Raw genomic sequence first — 25,060 nt, forward strand, 5'->3', positions numbered from 1 at the left:
TTAACACCTCCTCACTCTAAATAACATAGTCTACTGAATCCAAGATATCTTCAGTAGAACTTACAGTTTCTGTTTCAGTCACAGTAGCCTCTTCTTCAGCTTCTTCCGCTTCTTTGAAGCTTCTAGTACCTAAGAAGCTCTGCTGCGAATCAGAGTTGAAGTCTTGAAAGGCCATGTTCCCAGAACTACCTGTATCCCCTTCTTGACCCAACTGAGGGTCTACATCGACTATCACCTCATCAACTTGAATCTGCTTTTCAGCTAACATGCTTCTCAACTGAGGCATATTCTTCTGTAATAGATCTCGTACCTGCTTACTTTCAGCTAAAAAGCGAGCCGTTAATACTCCCTCATCTAAAGATACGCTCATGCTTAACTTACCCAAAAACTCTGGTTCTAAATTCAAAACTAGCTCATTTGCACCTAAGCTGTTTAATTGAGCCAACTGAGCCTGAATCTGTTCAATAATCGCCGTTTGATTCACTAAGCTCAGATTAGAGGTATTAGCTGCTAAAAGCTGATTGCTAGTTAAAGCTTGATTGTTATTAATTAAGCTTTCTTTAGCCATCAATAGCTCTTCATTATTCACTAAATGTTTATTTGAATTATCGACCGTTAATATCTCTTTAAAGGAAGAACTGCTCTGTTCACTATTAATAGCCTCCATTAAGTCTTCTAAACTGGCTAAGCTTTCAAAGTCCTGGAAAGTAAAGTTTTGTTCAGCTAAAGAGCTTTCTAGCTCTAATTGGCTAAGTGGAGCTTCATCATTTAAAGGACGATAGTTATTGCCCTCTTCAAAAAACTGCTGATGGAGCCTAAAGGAGTCCTCTGCTTCACCTCTGTTCACTTCCAGTTGCTCTTCACTAAGGCCATACTCCTTTAGAAGCTCTTGTAACTGCTGCTGTAGCTCCTCTAGCTCTCCTAAGGCCGCTAAAGCTTCTCTTAAGGACTCTCCCCCTTCTTCCTTAGCTGCTAATAACTCTAGCAAATCAAGGGAGTCTTCGCCTTGTTGGGCTAATAATTCTTTTAAAGCTTGAGCATCTTCGCCTTGTTTAGCCAATAGCTCTTTTATAGCTTGCGAGTCTTCTGCTGAAATAGCCAATAGCTCTTTTAAACTCAAGGACTCCTCGCTTGAGTCAGCTAGTAGCTCTTGAGAAAATAAAGACTCCTCTTGGGCTTCTTTAAGTAAGGCCTGTAGTTCAGCCAGACTAAATAAAACTCCTTGAGCAGACTCTTGCTTACCCTGCTGAGCTAACTCTTCAAAAAGAGCATGGTCACCACTAATTAAACGTTGGCCTAACATCTGTCCACCTTCGGAATCGCTCTTTTCTAATAATGAATCTAACTCCTGGTTTAAATCCTTTAATAAAGAGAAAGCTAGATCTTTAAACTCTTCCAACTCCTCTAAGACTTCGCTATCTATAGCCTCCAAATCTAAAAGATCAAGGTCTAAAGAGGCTAAAAGCTGATAAAACTCTTCTAGGGACTTTAGAAGTTCTTCTAAATCTTCAATAGATAGTTCTGAGTTACTTCCCAGCAACTTTTTCAGCTTTGCTAAGTCTTCTTCACTCAAATCTAACTTGGCTATTTGCTGCTCTTTTTCACTTTTAGATAAAGATTCAGCCTGTGAGGTATTATATTCATTGCTGCTACTATTAGTTCTCCTAGAGTCATGACTATTATAGTTCTGATCGGAACTAAAGCTTTGCAACTGCTCTAAGAAGCTATTTCCTTGAGAGCGATCTGACTGCTGACGCTGTTGCTTTGAACTTCTATCAAACTCCATATTATTATTTTGTAATGCTTCTAAGATCATCATCTTTTTATCACCTCCTTACAAAGAAAGTATATATTCAAGATGCTAATTAAATAGCATCGGGAATATCAAGCTCTAATACATCATCAAACTCACCGGAAATAATCTGAGAATATAAGGCTGCATCTTCAGTAGCCAACTCAGTTAATACTGCCCCTGCCATCTGGGCTTCTAGCTCATTTAAGATTCTGGCTGCCAGCTGATCTTCTAGCTCTGCTAATAGCTCGGCTACCCTAGCTGGATTCATAGTCATGTATATTTCAGCTATTCTTTCTAAACGAGCTGTCTGATCCTCTTCCTCTAACTGCTGTTCTGTCATAGCCTCTTCTAAATTTTCTATTTCCTCCAAAGCAGCCAATAGCTCCTGTTCATACTCCTGTAACTGCTCTTCTAACTGCTGATTCTGTTCTCCCAAACTATTTATTTCAAATCTTTTATTCTCCAAACGCTGTTCCTGCTCTTGACGAATCTCATGACTGGCTATTACATTCCCTACTACCGGCACTGCTCTAGCTCTAGGAGCTATCATAGCCCGCAGATCCAATATCCCAGAAAACTGTAATCCCAAGCCTATAGCAAGCAATAATATAATAAATACTAGGGCCCATATCAATAGCTTCTTCATCTTAAGGTCCTCCTAAATTGCTTAAATAATCACTTCTTCACTGGCATTCTGCCTATTAAAGGAGTTACCAGCTACTTCATCAATTGCCTTCTGTTGTTGACGCAAAAACTCCTGCTGATGCTCTTCCTCTCTTCTTTCTTTCAATTTATCTAAAATCTTACATTCTTTGGCTTTATCCAGCAGCTTCTGCTTACATTTATCAAAGTGCTGCTGCTTTTTATTAACCACTTTAATCTGTTCTATAATTTTATTCTTCAACATAGCTATGTAGTCTCTATATAACATGGCTTGATGGATATCTATTCCTTCTCTTTCACTTTTCTTCAATTGGGCCTGAATATCCTTTTTATTGGTCAGTAAACTATCTAACTTATCCTGGGCCTTATTCAATTCTAAGCGGGCCCGAGCTAACTGCTGTTTAAACATATCCTCTTCCTGCTGACGATAGTTTAAAACTGTCTGTAGCTTAAATTCAAATTTTTTCATAGTTTAACAACCTTTCTATCGGTTATTCAAAGATGGACTTCAAGCGCTCTATGGTCTCTTCGTACCCCACTTTTTCGTCAACCTGCTGCTGCAAAAAGTCTCTAGCCTCTGATAACTTATCCAAAGCATAGTCCAACTCCGGATTAGTACCTTCTTCATAAGCCCCAATATTAACTAAATCCTTGGACTCTTCATAAGTAGCTAAGACCTCTTTGAGCTGTTGAGCAGCCTGCTGATGTTCAGCAGTAGTAATATTATCCATTACCCGACTCACACTCTCCAACACATCAATAGCCGGATAGTGATTTTGAGCAGCTAAATCTCTACTTAAAGTGATATGACCATCGAGAATTCCTCGGGCTGCATCGGCTATGGGTTCGTTCATATCGTCCCCCTCTACTAAAACGGTATAGAGCCCAGTAATAGTTCCCTCTTCACCGCTACCTGCTCTCTCTAACAGCTTAGGCAAAAGAGCAAATACCGAAGGAGTATAACCTCTAGTAGCCGGAGGTTCACCAACAGCTAAGCCCACCTCTCTTTGGGCCATCGCAAATCTAGTAATAGAATCCATCATTAACAGTACATCTTTTCCTTGATCTCGAAAGTATTCAGCAATAGTGGTAGCTACTAAGGCCCCTTTAATTCTAATCAAGGCCGGTTGGTCAGAGGTAGCCACTACCACTACCGATCTTTGTAAACCTTCTTCACCTAAGGACTCTTCAATAAATTCCCTTACCTCTCGACCACGCTCACCAATTAAGCCAATCACATTAATATCGGCAGCTGTATTGCGAGCTATCATGCCCATTAAGGTACTCTTACCAACTCCACTACCGGCAAAAATACCTAAGCGCTGTCCTCGCCCGCAGGTCAATAGGCCATCTATACTTCTCACCCCAACAGGTAAAGCTTCAGTAATTCTCTGTCGAGCTAAGGGATCTGGAGGACTGCTATGCACAGGATACTCCTGATCTAAGTCACCTAAGTCAACATTGGTTAAGGGATTACCTAAGCCATCTAAGACCTGACCTAATAGTTGAGGTCCTACCTTCACCTTGAAGGATTTACCAGTGGACTCCACTCTACAACCCGGGCCCACTCCCTCCATCTCTCGCAGAGGCATCAATAAAACCTTATTATCCTTAAAGCCCACCACCTCTGCTTGAATCGGCTCGGCACAGAGCTCAGACTTAATTAAACAGATTTCACCTAAAGTTACATCGGGCCCTTGTGACTCAATAATTAAGCCGATTACCTGCTTAATCTTGCCAAAGTTTTTAATAGGAGAATAGGAGTCCAAATGAGCTGCTAACTCAGCCCCATCTAAAAGCTTATTCATAACCTTGCACAGCTAATAATTGCTTAGCTATCTCATTTAACTGAGACTCCACAGTAGCATCCCAACCTCCAAAATCAGTCTCCACTATACAGCCTCCTAGAGTAATACTATCATCCACTACCAGCTTAACTTTTTCTAAGTTAGAGTCCATAGTCAAAAATCGCTCCTTATGCTCTCTAATCAACTCTAGATCTTCGACATTTACCCTAATTGTGATCTCCTTTTCTCCACTTAAAAGCTTTAAGGACTCTTCAATTAAATTAATCAGTATCTCTTCATCTAAACTAAGCTCCTGCTTAATCACATTTTCAGCTATAGCTACTGTCATCTCTAAAACTTCCTTATCCAAAACAGCTAACTTATTTTCTACCTCTTCTTCTGCCTGCTGGAGCTGTTTCTCCAATCTAGCTACTAAGCTTTCTACCTCTGTTTCAGCCTCAGCTATTAACTCTTCCTTTCCAGCCTCACGGCCTTCTGCTAAGCCTTGTTGATAGGCTTCTTCTTTAATTTCTTCAACTTCTTCTTCAGCCTGGGTCTTAATCTCTTCGGCTTCTGCTTGGGCAGTTTCCAAAATTTCAGCTGCCGACTCTCGAGCTTGAGAGATTATCTCCTCTTTTAACTCCTGTAACTCTTCCTCTTTTCTAGCTAACTCTTTTTGGTGATGAATTTTTTCAGCTTCCGATTTTTCCTTTTCCTGCTCTTTAGTCTGAGCAGATTCAGGATAAAGCTGCACCGACTCTTCCTTTTTAATCTGAGAAGATTTAATTATATTAGACAATTACTTCATCATCTCCTCCCCGATCAATTACAATATCGCCAGCTTCTTCTAACCTTCTAATTTCAGCTACTATCCGCTGCTGGGCCTCTTCTACATCGCGAATTCGAACCGGGCCCATAAACTCTATATCCTCCTTTAACATATCGGATGCTCGTTTAGATAGGTTACTAAATATCTTCTGGCTAACCTCATCATCTACAGTCTTTAAAGCTAAAGCTAAATCTTCCATATCTATATCCCGCAACACCATCTGTACTGCTCTATCAGTAAGAATAACTATATCTTCAAAGACAAATAGTCTCTGTTTAATATCTTCTGCTAATTCCGGGTCCTCCTCATCTAGATCATCCAAAATAGTCTTTTCAGTAGCTCGGTCAACTAGATTCAAAATATCTACTATAGAATCCAGACCACCAGCAGTAGCATAGTCTTCGGTCATTAAGGAAGCTAATTTCTGCTCTAAGACCTTTTCTACCTCCTTAAGTATTTCCGGAGAAGTGCGATCCATTTCAGCAATTCGTTTAGCAACTTCAGTTTGCACCTCTGGGCCCAGAGCTGACATAATACTGGACGCTTGCTCTGGATCTAGATGAGCCATAATCAAAGCAATGGTCTGCGGATGTTCATTCTGAATAAAGTTCAAGATCTGAGCGGGATCGGTTTTACGCAGCTGGTCAAAGGGACGCACCTGCAAAGAAGAAGTTAAACGCTTAATAATACTTTCAGCTTGGTTCTCACCTAAAGCCTTCTCCAAAACCTCCCGAGCATAGTTAATTCCGCCCTGACTCAAGTAATCAAAAGCTACACACATCTGATGAAACTCATCCATCACGTCATCCTTGATCTCGGTCGGAACCTGTTTTTGATTAGCAATTTCTAAGGTTAACTCCTCTATTTCTTCATCTTCTAAGTGTTTAAATACTTCTGCTGATAAGTCTGGCCCTAAAGAAATCAAAAGAACAGCTGCTTTTTCCTTGCCAGACAAGTGTTCAGTATTCACAACAGAACTCACTCCTTCCTCACAGATCAGTCTTCACTTAACCAAGTCTTCAAGAGTCGCGCTATCTCTTTAGGTTGTTCCTCTACCAATTGAGAAATCTCTTCTTTAATTTCTTTTCTTCGCTTATCTTCTGGCGATAGCTCTTCTTCAACCGCTGCTGATTGCTCAGCCATTCCATCATCAACCATCATATCTAGTCCGGCTGGAGTTTCCTCACCTATATCATCCTCATCGATTAATATCTTACGCAAAATCAAAGCTCCAATTAAAACTATTAATAAAGTAATAATTCCGATTATAATCCATCGCCTACGTTGAGCTGCTTGAGCTGCTTCCATTTCTGCCGTCATTTCATCGGCTAGACTTCTATCGAACTCAAAGCTACTCACTGAAATACTATCTCCTCTTTGCTCTTGATAGCCTATAGTAGCTGCTACAGCATCATTAATCGATTGCTGCTGTTCTTCGGTTAAATCACTATCAACTAAAACCGCCACTGAAAGATTTTCTACCTGTCCGGGACTTTGAACAAAGTTTTCTATCTGTTCATTAATCTCGTAATTAGTAGTAATATCCTCTTCAAGGTACTGTCTGCCTTCAGTTTCTTCCTCTTCTTCCAGCATATACTGAGGAATATTAGATTCAGTTCCCGGAACTCCTCCTGAATCGTCTTCATCTCCAAAGATTTCTACCCTTCTCGACTGTTGACTACGAGGAATTCCTTCTTCATTGATAACCGGCTCAAAGGTCTTACTTTGTAACTCACGCTGATCAAAGTTCAGATTAGCTCTAACTCTAACCACTACATTATCATGTCCAAAAACTCTACTTAACATAGTTTCTAAAGAGCTCTGTAATCCACTTTCAAAATTTCGTTCTACCTCAAACTTATCAGTACTAGCCTGAGAAAAGTCCTTAGTTTCTTCTTCTAATTGAGCACTCAATAAGTTCCCTCTAGAGTCTACTACAGTCACTTCTTCTTGGCTTAGACCCTCTACACCACTAGCTACTAAATTAACAATTCCTCTTATTTGATCCGTTTCCAGACTAGCATAAGGCTCCAATTTTAATAAAACTGAAGCCGTAGCCTCCTGTTCTCTATCTAAATACAAACTATCTTCGGGAGCACTAATCTGTACTCTAGCATGTTCTACGTCTTCTAACTGCATAATAGAACGAGTTAGTTCTCCAGAAAGAGCTCGATAAAAGTTAACCCGCTGTTCGTAATCGGTACTACCTAGCCGAGTCTCATCAAATACTTCAAATCCTACTACACCACCTGATGGCAAACCCTCACTAGCTAGATCCAAACGAACTCTATGTACATCACTTTCGGGAACTAAGATCTCTCTACCATCATTACTGAGCTGATAATCAATCTGTCTTTCATCTAAAGTATTAGCTATTTGACCAGCATCCTCTGTAGTTAAGTTGCTAAATAAGGTTACATAGTTTGGCTGCCCAGCCCAGTTAGTGATAATTAGCAGAGCTAAAATAGAAACAACAACTGCCGAAATAATAACTATCCTAGCTCTATTATCTAAATTATTCCATAACTCTACAGTTTGCTCCCGCATCTACTTTATATTTTCAAGCATATTCACACCCCAATTTCTCCAACAAAATATCAGACCTGCATACGCATAATTTCTTCATAAGCATCTACAATCTTATTTCTGACCTCCAAAGTTAGATCTAAGGAAAGCTTTGCTTTTTCAGCCGCTATCATCACATCGTGTACATTATCTACCTTTCCTAAAGCTAGCTTCTCAGATAGCTGATCAGCATCCTTTTGTAGCTTGTTTACATTATTTATAGAGTCAGTTAACAGTTGGTCAAAGGACTTATTTTTCGGATTTGATTTAGAATTTTCCGAATTTAAGTCCTGATTTAGCATACTGAACTCTAGCTCTCCTAGCTTCATTTAAGTTTCCTCCTTTATCTTCCAATTTCCAAAGCACTATTAAACATCTGCTTAGAAGAGTTTACAGCAGTCACATTAGCTTCGTAAGCTCTACTAGCGGAAATCATGTCCACCATCTCAGAAGCAATATCTATATTCGGCTTTTCTACATAACCCGACTCATCAGCATCAGGATGTTCAGGATTATGAACTAAACGCGGTGGCTTAGTGCTTTTCTGAACTCCTTCCACCTGTACTCCCTGGCCATCCTGCTGTCCAGTCCCACCACCAGCTAAGTCAGGTAGCTTAAACTTAGTTTCTTCTCCTTTAGCTTTAAAAATCGGCGCTTGTCTACGGTAGGGTCCTCCGTCCTCAGTTCGAGTTGTATTTATATTAGCAATATTATTAGAAGTCAAATCCATCCTCAATCTTTGAGCAGTCATCCCGGAAGCACTAGCATCCATTCCTCCAAAAAGTCCCATTCGGTATTTACCTCCTTTAGTTTAAAAGCTATTTTAAAACTTAAAACTATGTAGTTCTATTAATAGCATCGCTTACTCTCTGTAAATTTCTAGCCAAAGAATCACTAACAGCTTGATATTCTAAAGTGTTCTTACTTAAAGCTGTCATTTCGTAGTCTATGTCTACATTATTTTTATCATTACGTAAAAAATCAGAGCCTGAAGTAGACTCAATTTGAGGATTGAAGGTATCGGAATTACTGCCATTAGTAATATGTCTTGCATTAGTTCCAGCTAAACTTAATCCTTGTTTATTTAAGGAGTCAGCTAGCTGTGATTTAAAATCTACCTTTTGTCGTTTATAGTTGGGAGTATCCACATTAGCAATATTATTAGAAATAGCCTGATGCTTTAACTGATGTCCATCTAAAGCCTGATGTAACACTGAAGTCGTTTGAGTATCTAAAAAATTACTCATAGCTTACCTCCCTTTAAATGTTGTAGTCCTGCAAATTTCAATATTGTTACTTCACTGTTTTCATATTTCTACCTTTTACAACTTGAATCCTCCTTAAAATCCAAAAAAATATTTTCCCAGTCTTTTTACTATTTAGGATATTTTAATCAAAGAATTAAGCTGTAAAATAATTATAACAAAGCAATCTAAAAATAACCTAAAAATAATTTTTCTTAGGTTAATTTTTTTGGCCCACAACTTGTGGGCCAAAATATTACAACTTTAACTTTTCCAGTTCTTCTAATAATCTTTCATTCAAAATCTTAATATAAGTACCTTTCATTCCTAAAGAACGAGACTCAATTACTCCTGCACTTTCAAACTTACGTAAAGCATTAACTATTACCGACCTAGTAATACCCACCCGATCAGCAATCTTACTAGCTACTAAAAGTCCCTCTTTACCATCTAGCTCATCGAATATATGTTCTATAGCTTCCAGCTCAGAATAAGATAAGGTTTCTAAAGCTACGTGTACCGCTGCTTTTTTGCGAGCCTCTTCTTCAATCTTTTCACTGCGGGCCCGCAAAATTTCCATCCCTACTATAGTAGCTCCATATTCAGCTAAGATTAAATCAGCAGCATCAAAACTTTCATCAAATCTAGCTAAAATTAAAGTTCCTAATCTCTGTCCGCTGCCTAGAATAGGAATAATAGTAGTTAACTTTTGAGTGAAAATACATTCTTCCTCCTCTTTAAAAACACATTCACCATTAGCCTGTTCAATATTAGCCCTAGTTTCTTCAATTCCTAACACCCATTCATTATAGTTGCTAGGAAAAACTTCTTTATCAATAACCTCTTCTACCATCATATCACATTCAAACTCATTCAATAAAGAACAGCCCAGAATTTCCCCTTTATTATTAACTACATAAACATTAACCTTAATAGAATCACTTAAAACCTTGGCAATTTCATTAAAGTCTACTTGATGTCCAGTGGACTTCTGAATTAATTTATTAATTCTTCGGGTCTTCTCTAGTAATGCTTCCATTATTGCATCCTCCTTAATTTTATCACAGTTTCCGGAAACTGCTTTATAGGAAATTATCCTCAATTATTATGCTTTGATTTTTACTATATCTTAATATTATCATATTAATTACTAATAAAAGATACTACCTTAAACCCTCTGGCTACTTAAAATCATCTGGGCTCAAATATTAAGCTTAAAAACTATAAAATATACTTGCTTAAATCTTTATCTTTAACTATACTATCTAGTTTTTCCCGCACATACTCTACATCAATTTCAAAATAGTCTACAGACATTTCCGGAGCAGCAAAAGAAAGATCTTCCAGTAGCTTTTCTAAAATTGTATGTAGTCTTCGTGCGCCAATATTTTCAGTATCTTCGTTGACCTGGAAGGATATCTTAGCTAACTCCTCAATAGCAGCCTGACTAAACTCAATCTCCAGACCTTCAGTAGCTAAAAGAGCCCTATACTGTTTAGTAAGAGCATTTTCCGGTTCAGTTAAAATTTCTTTAAAGTTATCCTCGGTTAAACTGTCTAATTCAACTCGAATTGGAAATCTACCCTGTAATTCCGGAATTAAATCGGTAGGATCAGCTACATGAAAGGCTCCAGCAGCAATAAAGAAAATATAATCGGTCTTAACCGGGCCGTATTTAGTCATCACCGTAGACCCCTCTACAATCGGCAGTATATCTCGCTGTACACCTTCCCTAGATACTTCAGGATTAGAAGAAGCCTCCTGTCCAGCTATTTTATCTATCTCATCGAGAAAAATAATCCCCGACTCTTCCACTCGCTCAATAGCTTCACTAGAAACCTCATCCATATCGATCAACTTTTGGGCCTCTTGCTGCTCTAAAATTTCTCTAGCCTCTGCAATGCTCACCTTACGTTTTTTCTTCTTATTAGGTAGCATTCCGCCCAGTACATCCTGAAAATCAATTCCCATTTCCTCAACTCCGGAACCCGAGAATATTTCCACCATCTGTGAATTATTAGTCTCTACTTCGATTTCAATAACTCTATCCTCTAAGTTTCCTGCCTCTAATTCTTTTCTTAATTTCTCTCGCCGTGCCTTTAATCGTTGGTGATGATTTTTTTCTTCCGCCTCTTCTACATCTTCATCATCTTCACTAAAACTACTAAATAAAGAATTTAAAGGATTCTTCCTCTGCTTCTGTTCAGGCATCGGCAGTAACTTATCTAGAATTCTTTCTATAGCTAAATCTGCTGCCTTATCCTTAACCTCTTTCATCTTTTCCTGCTTAACCATTCGAATAGCCGTCTCCACCAAGTCCCTGATCATAGACTCTACATCTCGACCTACATAGCCAACCTCAGTAAACTTAGTTACTTCTATTTTAATAAAAGGAGCTTCGGCTAACTTAGCCAGTCTCCTTGCAATCTCAGTTTTACCCACTCCCGTCGGGCCCATCATCAATATATTTTTAGGCATAATTTCTTCTCTAAAATCAGCCGGAAGTTGTCGCCGTCGATATCTATTTCGTAAAGCAACTGCTACAGATTTTTTAGCTTCATCTTGCCCCACAATATATTTATCCAACTTGCTTACTATTTCTTTGGGAAGTAACTCTTCCATTCCCCAACCTCCTTATCTTAAATCTCTTCTACAGTAATCTGATCATTAGTATATATACAGATCTCAGCAGCAATACGCAGTGATTCTTCAGCTATCTCCACTGCCCCTAACTCTGAATTCTTAATTAAAGCTCTAGCAGCAGCCAAAGCATAGGAGCCACCAGAACCAATAGCCGTTACTCCTTGATCAGGCTCTATTACATCTCCATTACCGGAAACAACCAATAAATGTTCCTCATCAGCCACTATTAACAGAGCCTCTAACTTCCTTAACATCTTATCTGTACGCCATTCTTTAGCTAACTCCACAGCTGCTCGCTGTAAATTACCGTGAAACTCCTCTAGCTTAGCTTCAAACTTCTCAAAGAGAGTAAAGCCATCCGCAGCAGTACCGGCAAAACCAGCCACTACCTCTCCTTCATAAAGTCTCCTTACTTTCCGAGCTCCGTGCTTCATTACTGTATGCTGCATAGTTACCTGACCATCGCCACCAATAGCAACCTTATCATCTTTTTTAATAGCAACTACCGTCGTAGCCTCAAACACTTTATAACCTCCCTGCCTATTACCAATTGACACTAACTAAAAACTCAAAGATCAACATTTCTATATATGCTAACAATTATTATTAATAGCAAAGCTTTCTTAATAATAAATATTATCACATACTAATAATTTATGCAAGATTTAAGCTTTTTTAGCCTCTAATTCCTGCTCAAACTCTTCTGGAGTGGTTTTGAATTCACAGTCTTCATTAGCACAAAGATACTCAGTTCCTCTTTTTTTAGTAGTCTTTTCTACTAAGAAAGTCCCACATTGAGAACAGGACTTTTGCAAAGGCTTATTCCAGATTAAAAATTCGCAGTCCGGATAGCTACTACAACCATAAAAAGTACGACCTTTTTTGCTCTTCCGCTGTACTACTTCACCATCTTCACATTCTAAGCAGTCCACTCCTGTTTTAATTAAATAAGGCTTTGTATTTCGACAGTCTGGAAAGCCTGGACAGGCTAAAAACTTACCGTATCTACCGTGTTTAACTATCATATTCTGACCGCATTTTTCGCAGATCTCCTCAGTAACTACTTCTTCAAACTCTACCTCTTCCATATTCTCATAGGCTGATTCCAAGCGTTCAGCAAAAGGAAAGTAGAAGTTTTTAAGTACCTTCTTCCAGTCTTTTTCTCCCGCCTCTACATTATCTAGCTTAGCCTCTAAGTTAGCAGTAAACTCTATATCCGTAACTTGAGGAAAGTGTTCATTTAAAAGGCCATTAACTATCTTCCCTAAATCTGTAGGCACAAAGCTTTTACCTTCTTTCTCCACATAGCCTCTATTTTCAATAGTACTTACAGTAGGTGCATAAGTACTAGGACGACCAATTCCTTTTTCCTCTAAAGTTTTAACCAACTTAGCTTCTGTATATCTAGCTGGTGGCTTAGTAAAGTGCTGTTCTGGCTGCAACTCTACTAACTCCAACTCCTTTTTTTCCTCTAAATCAGGCAGTTGAGTATCCTTTTTTCTATCCTTAAAAGTATCCACAGCTAAGAAGCCATCAAAAATGATCTGTGAACCATTAGCTCTAAATAAATAATTACCGGCCTTAATATTGATCCTTAAAGTTTTATAAAGAGCCGCTTTCATTTGACTAGCTACAAAGCGTTCCCAAATCAACTTATAAAGTCGATACTGATCCCTATTTAAAAAGCTCTCCATTTTATCAGGTGTTCTCAATACTGAAGTAGGTCTAATAGCTTCATGAGCATCCTGAGCCTTGGACTTATTTTGATACTGTTTAGCTTTTTCAGGCAGATATTCACTGCCGTGATTATCTTCAACAAACTTTCTAGTTTCAGTCTGTGCTTCTTTAGAAAGCCGAGTAGAATCAGTACGAATATAGGTAATCAAACCTATAGTTCCCTCAGCACCTATATTTAACCCTTCATATAACTGTTGAGCAATAAACATTGTCTTTTTAGCACTATAGCCTAAGTTATTAGCTGCCTGCTGCTGAAGGCTACTGGTAGTAAAAGGAGGTGAAGGATTTCTACGCCGCTGACCTTCTTTAATTTTATCAATTATAAACTTTTCCTTTTCTAAATCAGCTAAAACTTCATCTACTTCCTCCTGACTACCTAAGTCAAATTTTTCACCGTTAATTCTAAATAACTTCGCTTCAAACTGATTTTCTGTTGCTTTTTCTGGCTGCAAGAAGGCTGCCAAAGACCAATATTCTTCCGGCTCAAAAGCCTCGATCTCCTCTTCTCTTTCACAAATGATTTTAACAGCTACCGACTGCACCCGACCAGCACTTAAACCACGACGTACCTTTTTCCATAATAAAGGACTTAGTTTATAACCTACTAATCTATCTAAAAGCCTTCTAGCCTGTTGGGCATTGACTCGATTATGGTCAATTGGCCGTGGCGACTGCATAGCTTTTTGAATAGCAGGTTTGGTTATTTCATTAAATTCAATTCTACATTCAGAATCTACATCTATATCGAGAGCCCTACCTAGATGCCAAGAAATTGCCTCTCCTTCTCGGTCAGGGTCAGTAGCCAAGTATATCTCTTCACTCTTTTTAGCTGCCCTTCTTAATTTTTTTAAAACATCGCCTTTACCGCGAATAGTTATATACTTTGGTTCAAAATCCTCTTCTATATTGACTCCTAACTGACTTTTAGGTAGATCTATCACATGGCCCATAGAAGCTTCAACTTTAAAATCCCCATCCAAAAACTTTCCTATAGTTTTAGCCTTAGCCGGCGATTCCACAATCAATAAGTTTTTCCCCAATCTACTTCACCTCCAAAATTAACATTTAACTTATCTAATTAATATATCTTCTATGTTCTGCATTAAACGATTTGAATTCAGGAGAATTTTCAATAATCAAAGACAGCCTAGATGGATTATCAACTACCTTTTGTAGAATTCTCCAAAAACCTTTCAAGCCAATCTCTGTTTGGCGAAAACGCAAAGATTTCTTTAAAATATCTTCTAATTCTTCATTATTAATTAAGTTTAAAGCAGTTAATCTAATCAAAAGCCCCCGCACCTTTAAAGATAGTTTAAATCTTTCCCTAAAATCCAGTATTCTATGTGAATCACTAAAGTTAAAGCTGCCTTGATCATTATCAGCTTCACAGTATAATTCCGAAGAAAATATTAATTCAAAAGCTGTATCAATATCAGCAATTTCATAACCTTGATTAACTAAATTTTGAACCAGCTTCTGTTCATTTTCAATTACATCTTCATTATGCATAATCTTCTTTACTAAGTAGCTTACGATTTCAATCACATTCTCATTCATAAAAAACCTAGTAATAGCTAAAAAATAGCTATCCTAGTCCCCTCCCTTCTCTAATTGAAATTAAATTTTGCTTAATCAGTTTTGATACTTTAAAATATATTATATGATTTAATTAAAGCTTTGTAAATGCTTTTTTAAAATTAGTCAATCATTAATCGCTTATAGAAAACTTATTTCCAGGTAACTGCTCTACTACTCCTTTAAGCTCCAACTTTAATAAAATAGAGTTTAATTCTCCGGCTGATAGCGATAATTCAGTCAAAATATCATCAAACTGTTGAGCCTCTCTACTTAATTGATTATAGACTTTAGTCTCTTGAGCAGTCAAGTTCATACTCTCTACTGGTGAAACCTCTTCTTGTTCGTCTTTGTCATTCTGAGCTACCTTTGCTAACCAGTCATCCACAGGCAGTTCAACTAAGATATCTTCTAAGCTCTGCACCGGCTTAGCTCCCACCTTAAGCAAGGAGTTAGTCCCAACACTCTGCTCTCTAGTAATATCACCCGGAATGGCAAATACCTCTCGACCTTGATTTAAGGCTAAATTAGCCGTGATTAAAGAACCACTCTTCTCTGTGGCCTCCACTACTATAGTTCCTAGGCTTAAACCGCTGATAATTCGATTTCGCTTGGGAAAATTGCCTCCGTGAGGTGGAGTAGAAAGCGGAAAAGAAGAGACTATAGCTCCTGCATCCTGACTAAGTATCTGCTCCACTAACCCTTTATTCTCCGGTGGATAAATGACATCAATCCCCGAACCTAAGACAGCAATAGTACGACCAGTCTGCAAAGCTCCGCGATGACCGCAGCTATCTATTCCCCTAGCTAAGCCACTAACAATAGTAAATCCCTGTTTAGCCAACTTACTAGCTAAGCTAGTAGCTATTTTACGACCATAATTAGTACATTTTCGAGAGCCTACAATAGATAGACTAATTACATCAGTAGACTTGAAGTTACCTTTATAAAATAAAACCGGCGGGGGATCATAGATATTTTTCAATAAAAAAGGATAGTCTTCATCACTGAGTACCAGATACTTGATATCTCTCTTTGCTAGCTGCTCTAACTCATAATCAAGATCTATACTCTGCCGATCCTTAATTATCTGCTCGCTTCTAACCTTACCTATAGAATCAACTTGAGATAACTCCTTTATTCCGGCCCGCCAAATAGCTTCAGCACTAGGAAAGAAGTCCAATAACTTTTTCATTAATATAGGCCCTATTCCCTGTAGTTTAAGCAGTCCCAACCAAAATTTTCGCTCTGACATAACTAATCACCACTTATAATAATCTATATATAAGTTTACTTCGTTAGCTTATTAGCAACTTCCTCCTTTTTTATCCTTAAAAGTAGCAAAAAACAAAAAGTTATCCCCTACCTAAACTAAAGCAAAGTATATAATTAAGAAGGCCTTCTATTAATCTTAACAGAAGGCCTTCTTATATCAGTTAAAAATTAACTCTACAAAAATATCTACTTTAGTAAATTATTTAAAATTTAAACTGCTACTTCTACTTCAGCTAAGACATCATCTTCTAAATCATCCGTAGCATCACTTAAACGATCGGCTAAAGCAGAAGTCCTTTCAGCGGTATGGGCCTGTTCCTGCATAGCCGTAGTTACTTGCTCCATCGAAGCAGTTCCTTGTTCTACACTGCTGGCTACTTCTTCCATAGCTGCCGAAACATCTTCTATTCTATCCGCTATTTGATCAACATTACTGACTATATTTTCAAATCTTTCTTCAGTTGAAAGTATCAATTCTTTACTTTCGCCAATCTCTTCTACACTATCTTGGGCCCGATTTAAGGTTTCCTTACTCTGTTTTTGAGTATTAACCACTATATTTCTAATCTCTTGAGCTGAATTATTAGCCTTTTCAGCTAACTCCTGTATCTCCTCAGCCACTACCGCAAAGCCTTGGCCATGTTCACCAGCCCTAGCAGCCTCAATATTAGCATTCAGCGCTAATAAATTAGTCTGCTCAGAAATATCGGTAATTATATCCGTAAACTCTACTACCTCTTCAATAGTCTCATTTAAACCACTCACATCCTCCAAAAGACCGCTTATCATCTGGACCGATTTTTCTACTTTATCAGCCGTTTGTTGAAGTTCTTCCATTCCAAACTCCGAATCACTAGCCACATTATCGGCTGATTCTGTCAATAACTCACCATTAGTAGCCGTCTCCTGGGTCATAGAAGCTATCTCTTCAAAGGTAGCGCTTAACTCTTCACTGCTAGCTGCCTGCTGCTGATTCATACTGCTAGATGTTTCAGCTAATTCCGATAATTCATCTGATAGCTCAGCATTCTTCTCAGCACTAGCTTGTACTTCCTCTAATAACTCTCCTAGATCAATAATTATTTTATTGATAGAAGCAGCTAAAACCCCTATTTCATCTCTACTTTTGCTTGTTACTTCCTTAACTGAAAAATCACCCTGGCTTATTTTTTGAGCTATCTTACTAATAAACTGTAAGCGTTTCACTATTAGAAAGTAACTAAAGACACCCACTACAACTCCTAAGACTAAAGCATTTAAAACACCCTGAATTAAGACCATCCTTTCAAAAGTGAATACTCTATTCACAAGCTCAACAATAAATGGAGTAACCAAAGAAGCAACTACAGCAATCAGTACCAGTTTAACAGTCAATCCTACTCTAAAACTCTTTTTCGTTAAATTAAGTGTATCTTTCATTGTTTATCTTCCTCCTTATAAATAGCCTTAAAAATAAATACTTTTCCAGCAGTTCTTTACTTTTAAGCGCCTATGACTTTCCAAATAAATAACCTTAAGACAAGCATTTAAGCAACCTAACATTTAATATCTATATTAAATAAATCTGGCCTTGATCTTTAATTAGCACAAGAACAGGGCCAGATTTATAGATAAACCAATATCTATATTTTAATCAACCCGGCAAACTGGCAATCATAGCTTAATCACTAAAACCTTAGACCCAGCATTTTGCGACCCTGGCTTTCATCAGGTGTGCCCTGAGCGGATTTTCTTCGATTAGCAGAGCTTTTCAATATTTTTAATATGCACTTCCTTAATAATTTATAGTGTATAGTTAAGTTCAGAAGACAGATGATAAAGTATAGAGGCGACGCAGAGCTAGTGCCAATGGTGATAAATTAAGATCAAGAAATAAAGTTCAAAAACAATTAGACGCAGCGCCCCGTAGCGACGCCATTATTTTGGCTAGTCATTACTCTGGGAAGTGCCCTTGGGGTGACTAAGTTCCGACAAAAATCTGACTAAACCTTAAAAACCTTTAAAATCTATTGGAACCACGAATGAGCACCAATCAACACAAATAAAACCTAAAACTTTAGTTCAAGCTTAATCTTAATTTGATTTTATATTTTAAGGTCTAGTCAGAACTTAGTCAGATTTTAGTCTGTGTCCAATAGCTTTTAATCTCTTGAACTTATCTGTGTTAAATCTGCGTCTATCTGTGCAATCACCCCAAGAGTACTTCCTCAGTCGTCCCTCTCAATGTTTTAAAAACAAAAACATTTCGGGGGATCTCAAATATTCAAATGTCCTCCTTCAGGACGCTGTGTCAATAGGTTTTAATCTTTTGAACTTTATCTATCCTCTATCCTCTGTCCTCTATCATTTGAATAAAACAATATACCAATATTGTTTTATTTAACACCTATGTTTTTGTAATTAAATATCTTTTTTTGATGAAAAAACCATTGTATTACTTAAAAATTATATTTCAAGCAATAATTTGCACATTAGACGGGGAGATTTGGGAAGTTTCAAAAAATTTCTTGAAAAATAAAGGGATTTAGTTAGTAATTAACTAACTTAGTATATGATAAATGTCATTTATACATAAAAAATAACGTAACTATTGAAAAAAATACAGTAATTTCAATACATATTATCCTGAAATATAATTTCTAAGCAATGTTAAAGTCTAATTAGTATAAGAAACCTTATCAACTATTTCATTCAAGCGTTGCTGGTCGTTATGTAAATATCTTTGCAAGCTAGTTAAGTTCTTATGTCCCGAAATCTGCTTGATTTCAGCTAAAGAAGCACCATTCTGGCAGAGATGACTTAAAAAAGTATGCCTACACTTATGTATAGTAATCTCACTGGATAGTCCTGCTTCATCAACCCAACGCTTAAAATGATGCTGTAAGGTTCTTTTGCTAATTCTATTTTTTCTTTCGCTTAAAAAATAAGCTTCCTTTTCTACTTTAATTGCCTGCCTCTGCTGAATATAAGTTTCTAAATATGATAATAGTTCTTTATTAATACCGATCAATCGTGATTTACCCCCCTTACCTTTAACCACTCTCAAAGTCCTATCTGCCAAATTAATATCATTACAGTTTAAAGCCACACATTCACTAACCCTTACTCCAGTGTATAACAAAACTGCTAAAACTGTTTTATCTCTGATAACATTTCTAGATATTTTTTCTATAGCTCTAAAAAGTTTATTTATCTCATGCTGTTTAAGATAAATATCTACTGTAGTTTCTTTCTTAGGCAAGGATAAGTCAGCAGCAATGTTATCGACTAATTTCCTTGTTTTAGCTAAGTAATTCCAGAAAGATTTTAAACAGGCTATTTTGCGACAGCGAGTTGTATTTGAATATTCTTTTTCCTCAGCTAAATAAACTATAAACTCTCTTAAATCACTAAGCTCTATTTCCTCCAAAGCAATATCTTCTATTTTCTGGGCTGAAAAGGCTGCATAATCTCTAAACCATCTCAAAAATAAAAGAATATCATATCGATAAGCTTTAACGGTAGACTGAGCATAGCCCTTTTCTGCTGCAAGCCATTGTAAGAAGTCCTGCATCAAAGATAATATCTTCATTTTATCATTCCCCCTATTTTTCATTTCCTAAAAATAAGCTTGTCAAGTTATATCTATTTTAAGCTAAGTTCAAAGTTAACTCAAGGTCATATATTGTCAGTTAATGTCACAATCTACTACTAAAATATTATAAAAGTAAAACCCCCATTCTAATTAGAATGGGGGTAAAACCAGTAAACTATCCATTATCCTTTTGTTAATACTACTTCCGACTGTTCTTTATCTTGAGCAGCATTATTACTAAAAATAACCTCTCTAGTAAAATTACCTTCACTAGTTCTTTTAGACCACTTTTTATCCTTAGTAATGGTATTACCACTAAAAACAACATCTCTTTCAAAATCATTCTCTCTAATTTCTGGGGCTACTCTGCAGTTTCTGCCAACTTTAACTCTGGGTGGAATCTTAGCTGCTTTACCAATAACAGTTAAGCCACAATTAAGCAGCTCGGGTTTTTCCATATTAGCTACTATCTCTCTACCAAAGCCTAAATAAGAGTTAGTTCCTATTACTACCTCTTCATCGATTAAACATTTATTAACAGTTGCTCCTGCTTCTATCCTAGTATCAGCAAAAACAATAGAGTCTTCAACTACAGCTCCTCTTTCTACTACTGCTCCCGGAAAAATTACTGAATTACTAACTTTACCATTAATATAGGCGCCATTAGCAACTAAACTCTGACCAATTTCGGCTTCAGACCCAAAGCTAGCCGCAGGATTAAGAGAGTCTCTAGTATATATTTTCCAGTTAGGATCGTCCAAATCTAAGCCTCGCTGAGGATGGATCAAATCTAAATTAGTCTTCCAAAAGGACTCTAAAGTACCAACATCCTGCCAATAACCCTCAAACTGATAAGCACAAGTCTTAGCTTCTTCAATCAAAGGTGGAATAATATGCTTTCCAAAGTCCGATTTATTTGGGCAACAGTATTCATCAAGCTTGGCCAGCAAAACTTCAGTATCAAAAATGTAAATTCCTAAAGAAGCTAAATTACTAGCAGGTTGAGCAGGTTTTTCCTGAAAATTTAATACTCTCCCCTGTTCATCTGTTTCTAAAATACCAAAGCGATTTGCTTCCTCCATAGGTACTGCCTGGGCAGCTATTGTCAAGTCTGCATTCTGTTGTTGATGATAGTCCAAGATCCGACGATAATCCATTTTATATACATGGTCACCTGAAAGTATAACTACATAGTCGGCAGCCTTAGCCTTAATAAAGTCACGATTCTGATAAACTGCGTGGGCCGTACCCTGATACCATTCTTCTTTCCTGCCAGTTCGAGGATGTAAAAGAGTAATTCCACCGTGTTTACGATCTAATTTCCAGGGTCTGCCGATTCCTAAGTGCGCATTGAGTGAGCGGGGTAAATACTGAGTCAGCACTCCGACTTCATAGATATCCGAGTTTACACAGTTACTTAAAGAAAAGTCGATCAACCTATACCTGCCCCCAAAGGGAAGATTCGGCTTTGCTCTAGACTGAGAAAGAATATCCAAACGACTACCCTTACCTCCGGCCAAAATTAATGCTAAAACATCCATATCCATAACTATCCCCCTTTTTAAGATTAAAGCCTAGACTAAAATTGCCACTAGAATATCCAAAATTACAGATAATAGTTATCTCCAGGGATAAAAATAACTAAAACTAATACTGTTTTTAATACTGCCTTCAGAACTATTGTTAATACAATATTATTTTAATTTAATAGGCTTGTTTAATTAATATGCAATATGTATTTGTTTAATTACTCAGCATATAGATGCACTTATTTAATTAATATGTAGTTTTAAAAGTATATTAAATAAAGTCAGGTTAAGATTTAGGAAAGAAAGATAAACTACCAGTAGCATCAATAACTTTTTTAATTGACGCTGAAAAAGGTAGGCGTAAATAGGAGTGAATGAAAAAATCCAAATAGAAAAACTAGTTTTTGCTAAATCAATAACTTCAATTGTAACTATTATCTTCACTTTAATTATAGCAAATCAGATAAATTATGTCAATGAATATCTAGCAAATAGGATAAATTACTGTTAAAGATAAAAGCTTATAGATCTAGCTCTTCAATTGCTGTTTTCAAAACTCTAGCTGAATCTAAAAGTCTTGCTTCCTCTTCTTTAGCTAACTCAATATCTATTACCTCGGCTACTCCATCTCTATTAATTATAGTAGGTAAGCTCAAATAAAGATCATTTAAACCATATTCTCCTTCTCTAAGAGTAGATACCGTTAAAATAGAGTTTTCATCTCTAAGTAGGCTTTCTACAATCTTTTGTACAGCTAAAGCTACAGCATAGTAGGTAGCTCCTTTTTTTTCAATTACCTCGTAAGCCGCCTGCTTAACCTGTTGAGAGATAGACTCTCTACATTCCGCTGCACATTGATCATCGCATTTAAGACAGAACTCATTAAAGGGAACTCCGGCAATATTAGTTCCACTCCAGACCGCTACTTTACTATCTCCATGTTCACCAATAATATAACCGTGAATATTTCTGCTGTCGATACCACAGTGCTGACTGAGCAGATAACGAAAGCGAGAACTATCCAATACAGTGCCTGAGCCTATTACTCTCCGAGCCGGCAAGTCCGATAAGCGCCAAGCTACATAAGCTAAAATATCGACCGGATTACTAACCACCAGTAGTAATGAGTCCTCAGCCAAATTAGGCTCTAAACGAGGAAGTATATCTTTAAAAATCTCAGTATTACGCTTAACTAAATCTAATCTAGTCTCATCGGGCTTTTGATTAGCTCCGGCAGTTATAATTACAATATCGGCTCCGGCACAGTCTTCATAGTCACCTGCTACTATATTAGTAGGTCTTAAAAAGGATACACCGTGTCTCAAATCCATTGCCTCTCCGCTGGCCCTATTCTTATCTATATCTACCATTACTAACTCTGAAACTAAACCACCCATCATTAAGGTATAAGCTATAGTAGAACCTACAAACCCAGTACCAATAACCCCTATCTTTACCCCTTGCTGTTTAAAAGCCATTAGCATCCCTCCAGTTTAATAAAATATAGTATCTATTCTCTATTATCACCGCTTAAACCGAAGAGTATGCAAGATTTAACCTTTAAAAAAATCTCTATCTAAGTCACGATACTGAATAGCTTCGGCTACCTGGTCGCTGCCAATCTCTGCCACACCTGCTAAGTCGGCTATACTGCGAGCCAACTTTAAAATCCTATCGTAAGCCCGCGCGCTTAAGTTTAATCGCTGTAAGGCTCCTTTCAAAAGCTCTTCTCCAGCCGAAGTCAAATTGCAGTACTCCTCTAAGAACCGTCCACTCATCTCAGCATTACAGTTAATCTCTTCCTGAGTAAAGCGCTGCTGCTGTATAGTCCTAGCCTTATTCACTCGCTCCCTAATCTGAGCCGAAGTCTCCCCGCTGGGAGCCCTGGAGATTACTTCCGGCTCTAAACGAGGTACTTCTAAGTGAATATCTATTCTATCCAGAAGCGGGCCCGAAACCTTATTCAGATACCTACTGATCTGGTACTGAGTACAGCTACATTTTTCTACGGCGTCCCCAAAAAATCCACAGGGACAGGGATTGCAAGCAGCTACTAACATTATCCCGGCTGGGTAGCTTAAGGTGGTTAGGGCCCGAGAAATAGTCACCTCCCGCTCCTCCAAAGGCTGTCTTAAAACCTCTAAAACATTGCGATTAAACTCCGGCAACTCGTCCAAAAATAAAACCCCGTTATGAGCCAAGCTTACCTCCCCTGGCTGGGGAATCCGTCCTCCACCAATCATCCCCGCATTGGAAGTAGTATGATGAGGGCTCCGAAAAGGACGAGTGGTAATTAAAGGTTCACCAGCAGGTAATAGGCCAACGATACTATAAATCTTAGTTACCTCTATAGCTTCCTCCAAGGAGAGCTGAGGTAAAATAGTAGGTAAACGCCTAGCTAACATAGTCTTCCCTGCTCCCGGCGGGCCGATCATAATTACGTTATGTCCACCGGCGGCTGCTACTTCTAGGGCCCGCTTCGCTGCCTGCTGCCCCTTAACTTCAGCAAAATCAAAAGAATAATCCGGCTCCAAATCCAGCTCATAATCCACCTCTACTCCCGACTCCAAAGTGCCGTCATTAAGAAAGTTCACAGTTTCACTTAACGACTCAACAGGAACTACCTCTATCCCTTCTATCACCGCTGCCTCGGCTGCATTAGCTGCTGGCAAAATCAACCCCCGCTTTCCTTCCTGTTTAGCTAAAATAGCCATCGGTAAAGCTCCTTGTATCTCTCTTAACTCTCCATTTAAAGAAAGCTCTCCTACTATTACATAGTCCTCTAACTCTGCGGAATCTACTATCCCCTGCGCTAATAAGATCCCAATAGCTATCGGCAGATCATAAGCCGCCCCTTCCTTCTTAATATCGGCTGGAGCCAGATTAACAGTAATCCTCTTTACTGGAAACTGAAAGCTGGAGTTCTTAATAGAAGCTCTAACCCGTTCCCGCGACTCCTTGACCACTGTATCAGGTAAACCCACCAGATTAAAGGCCGGCAAACCTCTAGCTAAATCTATCTCCACCTGCACTAAATAAGCCTCTATTCCCAATACTGCACTACTGATAACTTTAGCAATCATAAGTTAACCCCTTTCTAAACTGAAAAAGCATTTTCCAGATGTGATAATTGATAGTCTTGGGAGCAGCTATAAAATACTCCAATTACATCGAATCTGAAATTAGTTTCTAAATAACCTTGACGACTGATATAATGGCGAGCTACTTGATGAATCTTTTGCTGCTTATGACAGTTTACCTCTACCCAAGGAGAACCAAAATTCTGATTCCGTTTAGTTTTAACCTCAATAAAGACTAAATAATCATCTTTAAAAGCAATAATATCTATTTCCCCTAGTCTGCAGTAGTAGTTTTGTTCAACTATTTTATAACCTTGTTGCTGCAAATACTTAACCGCCAACTTCTCCCCTAATTGGCCTAATTCCTGTCTAGTCAACATAATCCAAGCCCCCTTCTGTTATATAATTCTATTTAATGAGCTATTTTCCTTTAATTAACGATAAATTAAATAAATTATTATTTTTATTCTAAAATTTTTTAGTTAAATTTAATAACTTCCAAAGTAAAAAACACCTCGTTAACGAGGTGTTTTTACCTATTTATTTTAAAGCCATTCTGGCGGTTCTTCCGATAACCCTTCATCCTCTGGTGGCTCTTCCATTGGCGGTTCTTCCGGTAACCCTTCATCCTCCGGTGGCTCTTCCATTGGCGGTTCTTCCGGTAACTCTTCATCCTCTGGTGGCTCTTCCATTGGCGGTTCTTCCGGTAACTCTTCATCCTCTGGTGGCTCTTCCATTGGTGGTTCTTCCGGTAACTCTTC

At 37.9% G+C, this 25,060-nt stretch carries 23 protein-coding genes and 1 riboswitch; all 23 genes read right to left on the reverse strand.

Going from position 1 to position 25,060, the window contains the following annotated elements; genetic code table 11:
• Window positions 1–16: 16 nt before the first annotated feature.
• The gene (locus MWH30_RS00555; RefSeq protein WP_248662095.1) at window positions 17–1,819 is read right to left on the reverse strand and encodes a flagellar hook-length control protein FliK; all 1,803 of its coding nucleotides are present in this window, start codon (window positions 1,817–1,819) and stop codon (window positions 17–19) included.
• Window positions 1,820–1,865: 46 nt separating this feature from the next.
• On the reverse strand, window positions 1,866–2,441 hold the full coding sequence (locus MWH30_RS00560; protein WP_248662096.1) for a hypothetical protein: 576 nt from the start codon (window positions 2,439–2,441) through the stop codon (window positions 1,866–1,868).
• 21 nt (window positions 2,442–2,462) lie between these two features.
• On the reverse strand, window positions 2,463–2,927 hold the full coding sequence (gene fliJ / locus MWH30_RS00565) for a flagellar export protein FliJ (protein ID WP_248662097.1): 465 nt from the start codon (window positions 2,925–2,927) through the stop codon (window positions 2,463–2,465).
• 22 nt (window positions 2,928–2,949) lie between these two features.
• Entirely contained in the window at window positions 2,950–4,266 is a 1,317-nt protein-coding gene (gene fliI / locus MWH30_RS00570; RefSeq protein WP_248662098.1) for a flagellar protein export ATPase FliI, read from the reverse strand.
• Entirely contained in the window at window positions 4,259–5,044 is a 786-nt protein-coding gene (locus MWH30_RS00575; RefSeq protein WP_248662099.1) for a FliH/SctL family protein, read from the reverse strand. Before MWH30_RS00575 ends, fliI begins: the two co-directional genes overlap by 8 nt.
• Window positions 5,037–6,044, reverse strand: a complete 1,008-nt coding sequence (gene fliG / locus MWH30_RS00580; RefSeq protein WP_248662100.1) for a flagellar motor switch protein FliG — start codon at window positions 6,042–6,044, stop codon at window positions 5,037–5,039. Before fliG ends, MWH30_RS00575 begins: the two co-directional genes overlap by 8 nt.
• 26 nt (window positions 6,045–6,070) lie before the next feature.
• Window positions 6,071–7,621: a flagellar basal-body MS-ring/collar protein FliF gene (gene fliF, locus MWH30_RS00585; RefSeq protein ID WP_248662101.1), complete on the reverse strand. Its 1,551-nt coding sequence runs from the start codon at window positions 7,619–7,621 to the stop codon at window positions 6,071–6,073.
• 50 nt (window positions 7,622–7,671) lie between these two features.
• On the reverse strand, window positions 7,672–7,968 hold the full coding sequence (fliE, locus tag MWH30_RS00590; RefSeq protein ID WP_248662102.1) for a flagellar hook-basal body complex protein FliE: 297 nt from the start codon (window positions 7,966–7,968) through the stop codon (window positions 7,672–7,674).
• A 14-nt stretch (window positions 7,969–7,982) separates the two neighbouring features.
• Entirely contained in the window at window positions 7,983–8,429 is a 447-nt protein-coding gene (flgC, locus tag MWH30_RS00595; RefSeq protein ID WP_248662103.1) for a flagellar basal body rod protein FlgC, read from the reverse strand.
• 46 nt (window positions 8,430–8,475) lie between these two features.
• Window positions 8,476–8,886 carry a flagellar basal body rod protein FlgB gene (flgB, locus tag MWH30_RS00600; RefSeq protein WP_248662104.1) on the reverse strand — a complete coding sequence of 137 codons (411 nt, stop codon included), beginning with the start codon at window positions 8,884–8,886 and terminating at the stop codon, window positions 8,476–8,478.
• Between the two features lie 253 nt (window positions 8,887–9,139).
• A complete protein-coding gene (codY, locus tag MWH30_RS00605; protein ID WP_248662105.1) occupies window positions 9,140–9,922 on the reverse strand; it encodes a GTP-sensing pleiotropic transcriptional regulator CodY in 783 nt (260 codons plus the stop codon).
• Between the two features lie 182 nt (window positions 9,923–10,104).
• The gene (hslU, locus tag MWH30_RS00610; protein WP_248662106.1) at window positions 10,105–11,505 is read right to left on the reverse strand and encodes an ATP-dependent protease ATPase subunit HslU; all 1,401 of its coding nucleotides are present in this window, start codon (window positions 11,503–11,505) and stop codon (window positions 10,105–10,107) included.
• Between the two features lie 17 nt (window positions 11,506–11,522).
• Window positions 11,523–12,050, reverse strand: a complete 528-nt coding sequence (gene hslV / locus MWH30_RS00615; protein WP_248662107.1) for an ATP-dependent protease subunit HslV — start codon at window positions 12,048–12,050, stop codon at window positions 11,523–11,525.
• A 141-nt stretch (window positions 12,051–12,191) separates the two neighbouring features.
• Window positions 12,192–14,303, reverse strand: coding sequence for a type I DNA topoisomerase (topA, locus tag MWH30_RS00620; RefSeq protein ID WP_248662108.1), 2,112 nt, complete (start codon window positions 14,301–14,303; stop codon window positions 12,192–12,194).
• Window positions 14,304–14,337: 34 nt separating this feature from the next.
• Window positions 14,338–14,823 (reverse strand): DUF494 family protein, encoded by a 486-nt coding sequence (locus MWH30_RS00625; RefSeq protein ID WP_248662109.1) that lies wholly within the window; start codon window positions 14,821–14,823, stop codon window positions 14,338–14,340.
• Between the two features lie 151 nt (window positions 14,824–14,974).
• Window positions 14,975–16,096: a DNA-processing protein DprA gene (dprA, locus tag MWH30_RS00630; RefSeq protein ID WP_248662110.1), complete on the reverse strand. Its 1,122-nt coding sequence runs from the start codon at window positions 16,094–16,096 to the stop codon at window positions 14,975–14,977.
• Between the two features lie 230 nt (window positions 16,097–16,326).
• The gene (locus MWH30_RS00635) at window positions 16,327–17,535 is read right to left on the reverse strand and encodes a methyl-accepting chemotaxis protein (RefSeq protein ID WP_248662111.1); all 1,209 of its coding nucleotides are present in this window, start codon (window positions 17,533–17,535) and stop codon (window positions 16,327–16,329) included.
• A gap of 218 nt (window positions 17,536–17,753) precedes the next feature.
• Window positions 17,754–17,844, reverse strand: a riboswitch (cyclic di-GMP riboswitch).
• Between the two features lie 928 nt (window positions 17,845–18,772).
• Window positions 18,773–19,687, reverse strand: a complete 915-nt coding sequence (locus MWH30_RS00640) for a tyrosine-type recombinase/integrase (RefSeq protein ID WP_248662112.1) — start codon at window positions 19,685–19,687, stop codon at window positions 18,773–18,775.
• A 185-nt stretch (window positions 19,688–19,872) separates the two neighbouring features.
• Window positions 19,873–21,237, reverse strand: a complete 1,365-nt coding sequence (locus tag MWH30_RS00645; protein ID WP_308221590.1) for a glucose-1-phosphate adenylyltransferase — start codon at window positions 21,235–21,237, stop codon at window positions 19,873–19,875.
• A 503-nt stretch (window positions 21,238–21,740) separates the two neighbouring features.
• On the reverse strand, window positions 21,741–22,697 hold the full coding sequence (locus MWH30_RS00650) for an L-lactate dehydrogenase (RefSeq protein WP_248662113.1): 957 nt from the start codon (window positions 22,695–22,697) through the stop codon (window positions 21,741–21,743).
• Between the two features lie 75 nt (window positions 22,698–22,772).
• On the reverse strand, window positions 22,773–24,302 hold the full coding sequence (locus tag MWH30_RS00655; RefSeq protein WP_248662114.1) for a YifB family Mg chelatase-like AAA ATPase: 1,530 nt from the start codon (window positions 24,300–24,302) through the stop codon (window positions 22,773–22,775).
• Between the two features lie 14 nt (window positions 24,303–24,316).
• On the reverse strand, window positions 24,317–24,679 hold the full coding sequence (locus MWH30_RS00660) for a YraN family protein (RefSeq protein WP_248662115.1): 363 nt from the start codon (window positions 24,677–24,679) through the stop codon (window positions 24,317–24,319).
• Window positions 24,680–24,844: 165 nt separating this feature from the next.
• Window positions 24,845–25,060 (reverse strand): hypothetical protein (locus MWH30_RS00665; RefSeq protein WP_248662116.1); only part of this gene is annotated, 216 nt, incomplete at its 5' end.

Source organism: Fuchsiella alkaliacetigena, assembly GCF_023227765.1.
Classification (GTDB): Bacteria; Bacillota; Halanaerobiia; order Halobacteroidales; family Acetohalobiaceae; genus Fuchsiella; species Fuchsiella alkaliacetigena.

Bases quoted from the DNA above. Each gene is read 5' to 3' on its own strand.
- MWH30_RS00555 (WP_248662095.1), bottom strand. From the start codon at position 1,819: ATGATGATCTTAGAAGCATTACAAAATAATAATATGGAGTTTGATAGA.
- MWH30_RS00560 (WP_248662096.1), bottom strand. From the start codon at position 2,441: ATGAAGAAGCTATTGATATGGGCCCTAGTATTTATTATATTATTGCTT.
- fliJ (WP_248662097.1), bottom strand. From the start codon at position 2,927: ATGAAAAAATTTGAATTTAAGCTACAGACAGTTTTAAACTATCGTCAG.
- fliI (WP_248662098.1), bottom strand. From the start codon at position 4,266: ATGAATAAGCTTTTAGATGGGGCTGAGTTAGCAGCTCATTTGGACTCC.
- fliF (WP_248662101.1), bottom strand. From the start codon at position 7,621: ATGCGGGAGCAAACTGTAGAGTTATGGAATAATTTAGATAATAGAGCT.
- fliE (WP_248662102.1), bottom strand. From the start codon at position 7,968: ATGAAGCTAGGAGAGCTAGAGTTCAGTATGCTAAATCAGGACTTAAAT.
- flgC (WP_248662103.1), bottom strand. From the start codon at position 8,429: ATGGGACTTTTTGGAGGAATGGATGCTAGTGCTTCCGGGATGACTGCT.
- flgB (WP_248662104.1), bottom strand. From the start codon at position 8,886: ATGAGTAATTTTTTAGATACTCAAACGACTTCAGTGTTACATCAGGCT.
- codY (WP_248662105.1), bottom strand. From the start codon at position 9,922: ATGGAAGCATTACTAGAGAAGACCCGAAGAATTAATAAATTAATTCAG.
- hslU (WP_248662106.1), bottom strand. From the start codon at position 11,505: ATGGAAGAGTTACTTCCCAAAGAAATAGTAAGCAAGTTGGATAAATAT.
- MWH30_RS00625 (WP_248662109.1), bottom strand. From the start codon at position 14,823: ATGAATGAGAATGTGATTGAAATCGTAAGCTACTTAGTAAAGAAGATT.
- dprA (WP_248662110.1), bottom strand. From the start codon at position 16,096: ATGTCAGAGCGAAAATTTTGGTTGGGACTGCTTAAACTACAGGGAATA.
- MWH30_RS00635 (WP_248662111.1), bottom strand. From the start codon at position 17,535: ATGAAAGATACACTTAATTTAACGAAAAAGAGTTTTAGAGTAGGATTG.
- MWH30_RS00640 (WP_248662112.1), bottom strand. From the start codon at position 19,687: ATGAAGATATTATCTTTGATGCAGGACTTCTTACAATGGCTTGCAGCA.
- MWH30_RS00645 (WP_308221590.1), bottom strand. From the start codon at position 21,237: ATGGATATGGATGTTTTAGCATTAATTTTGGCCGGAGGTAAGGGTAGT.
- MWH30_RS00650 (WP_248662113.1), bottom strand. From the start codon at position 22,697: ATGGCTTTTAAACAGCAAGGGGTAAAGATAGGGGTTATTGGTACTGGG.
- MWH30_RS00655 (WP_248662114.1), bottom strand. From the start codon at position 24,302: ATGATTGCTAAAGTTATCAGTAGTGCAGTATTGGGAATAGAGGCTTAT.
- MWH30_RS00660 (WP_248662115.1), bottom strand. From the start codon at position 24,679: ATGTTGACTAGACAGGAATTAGGCCAATTAGGGGAGAAGTTGGCGGTT.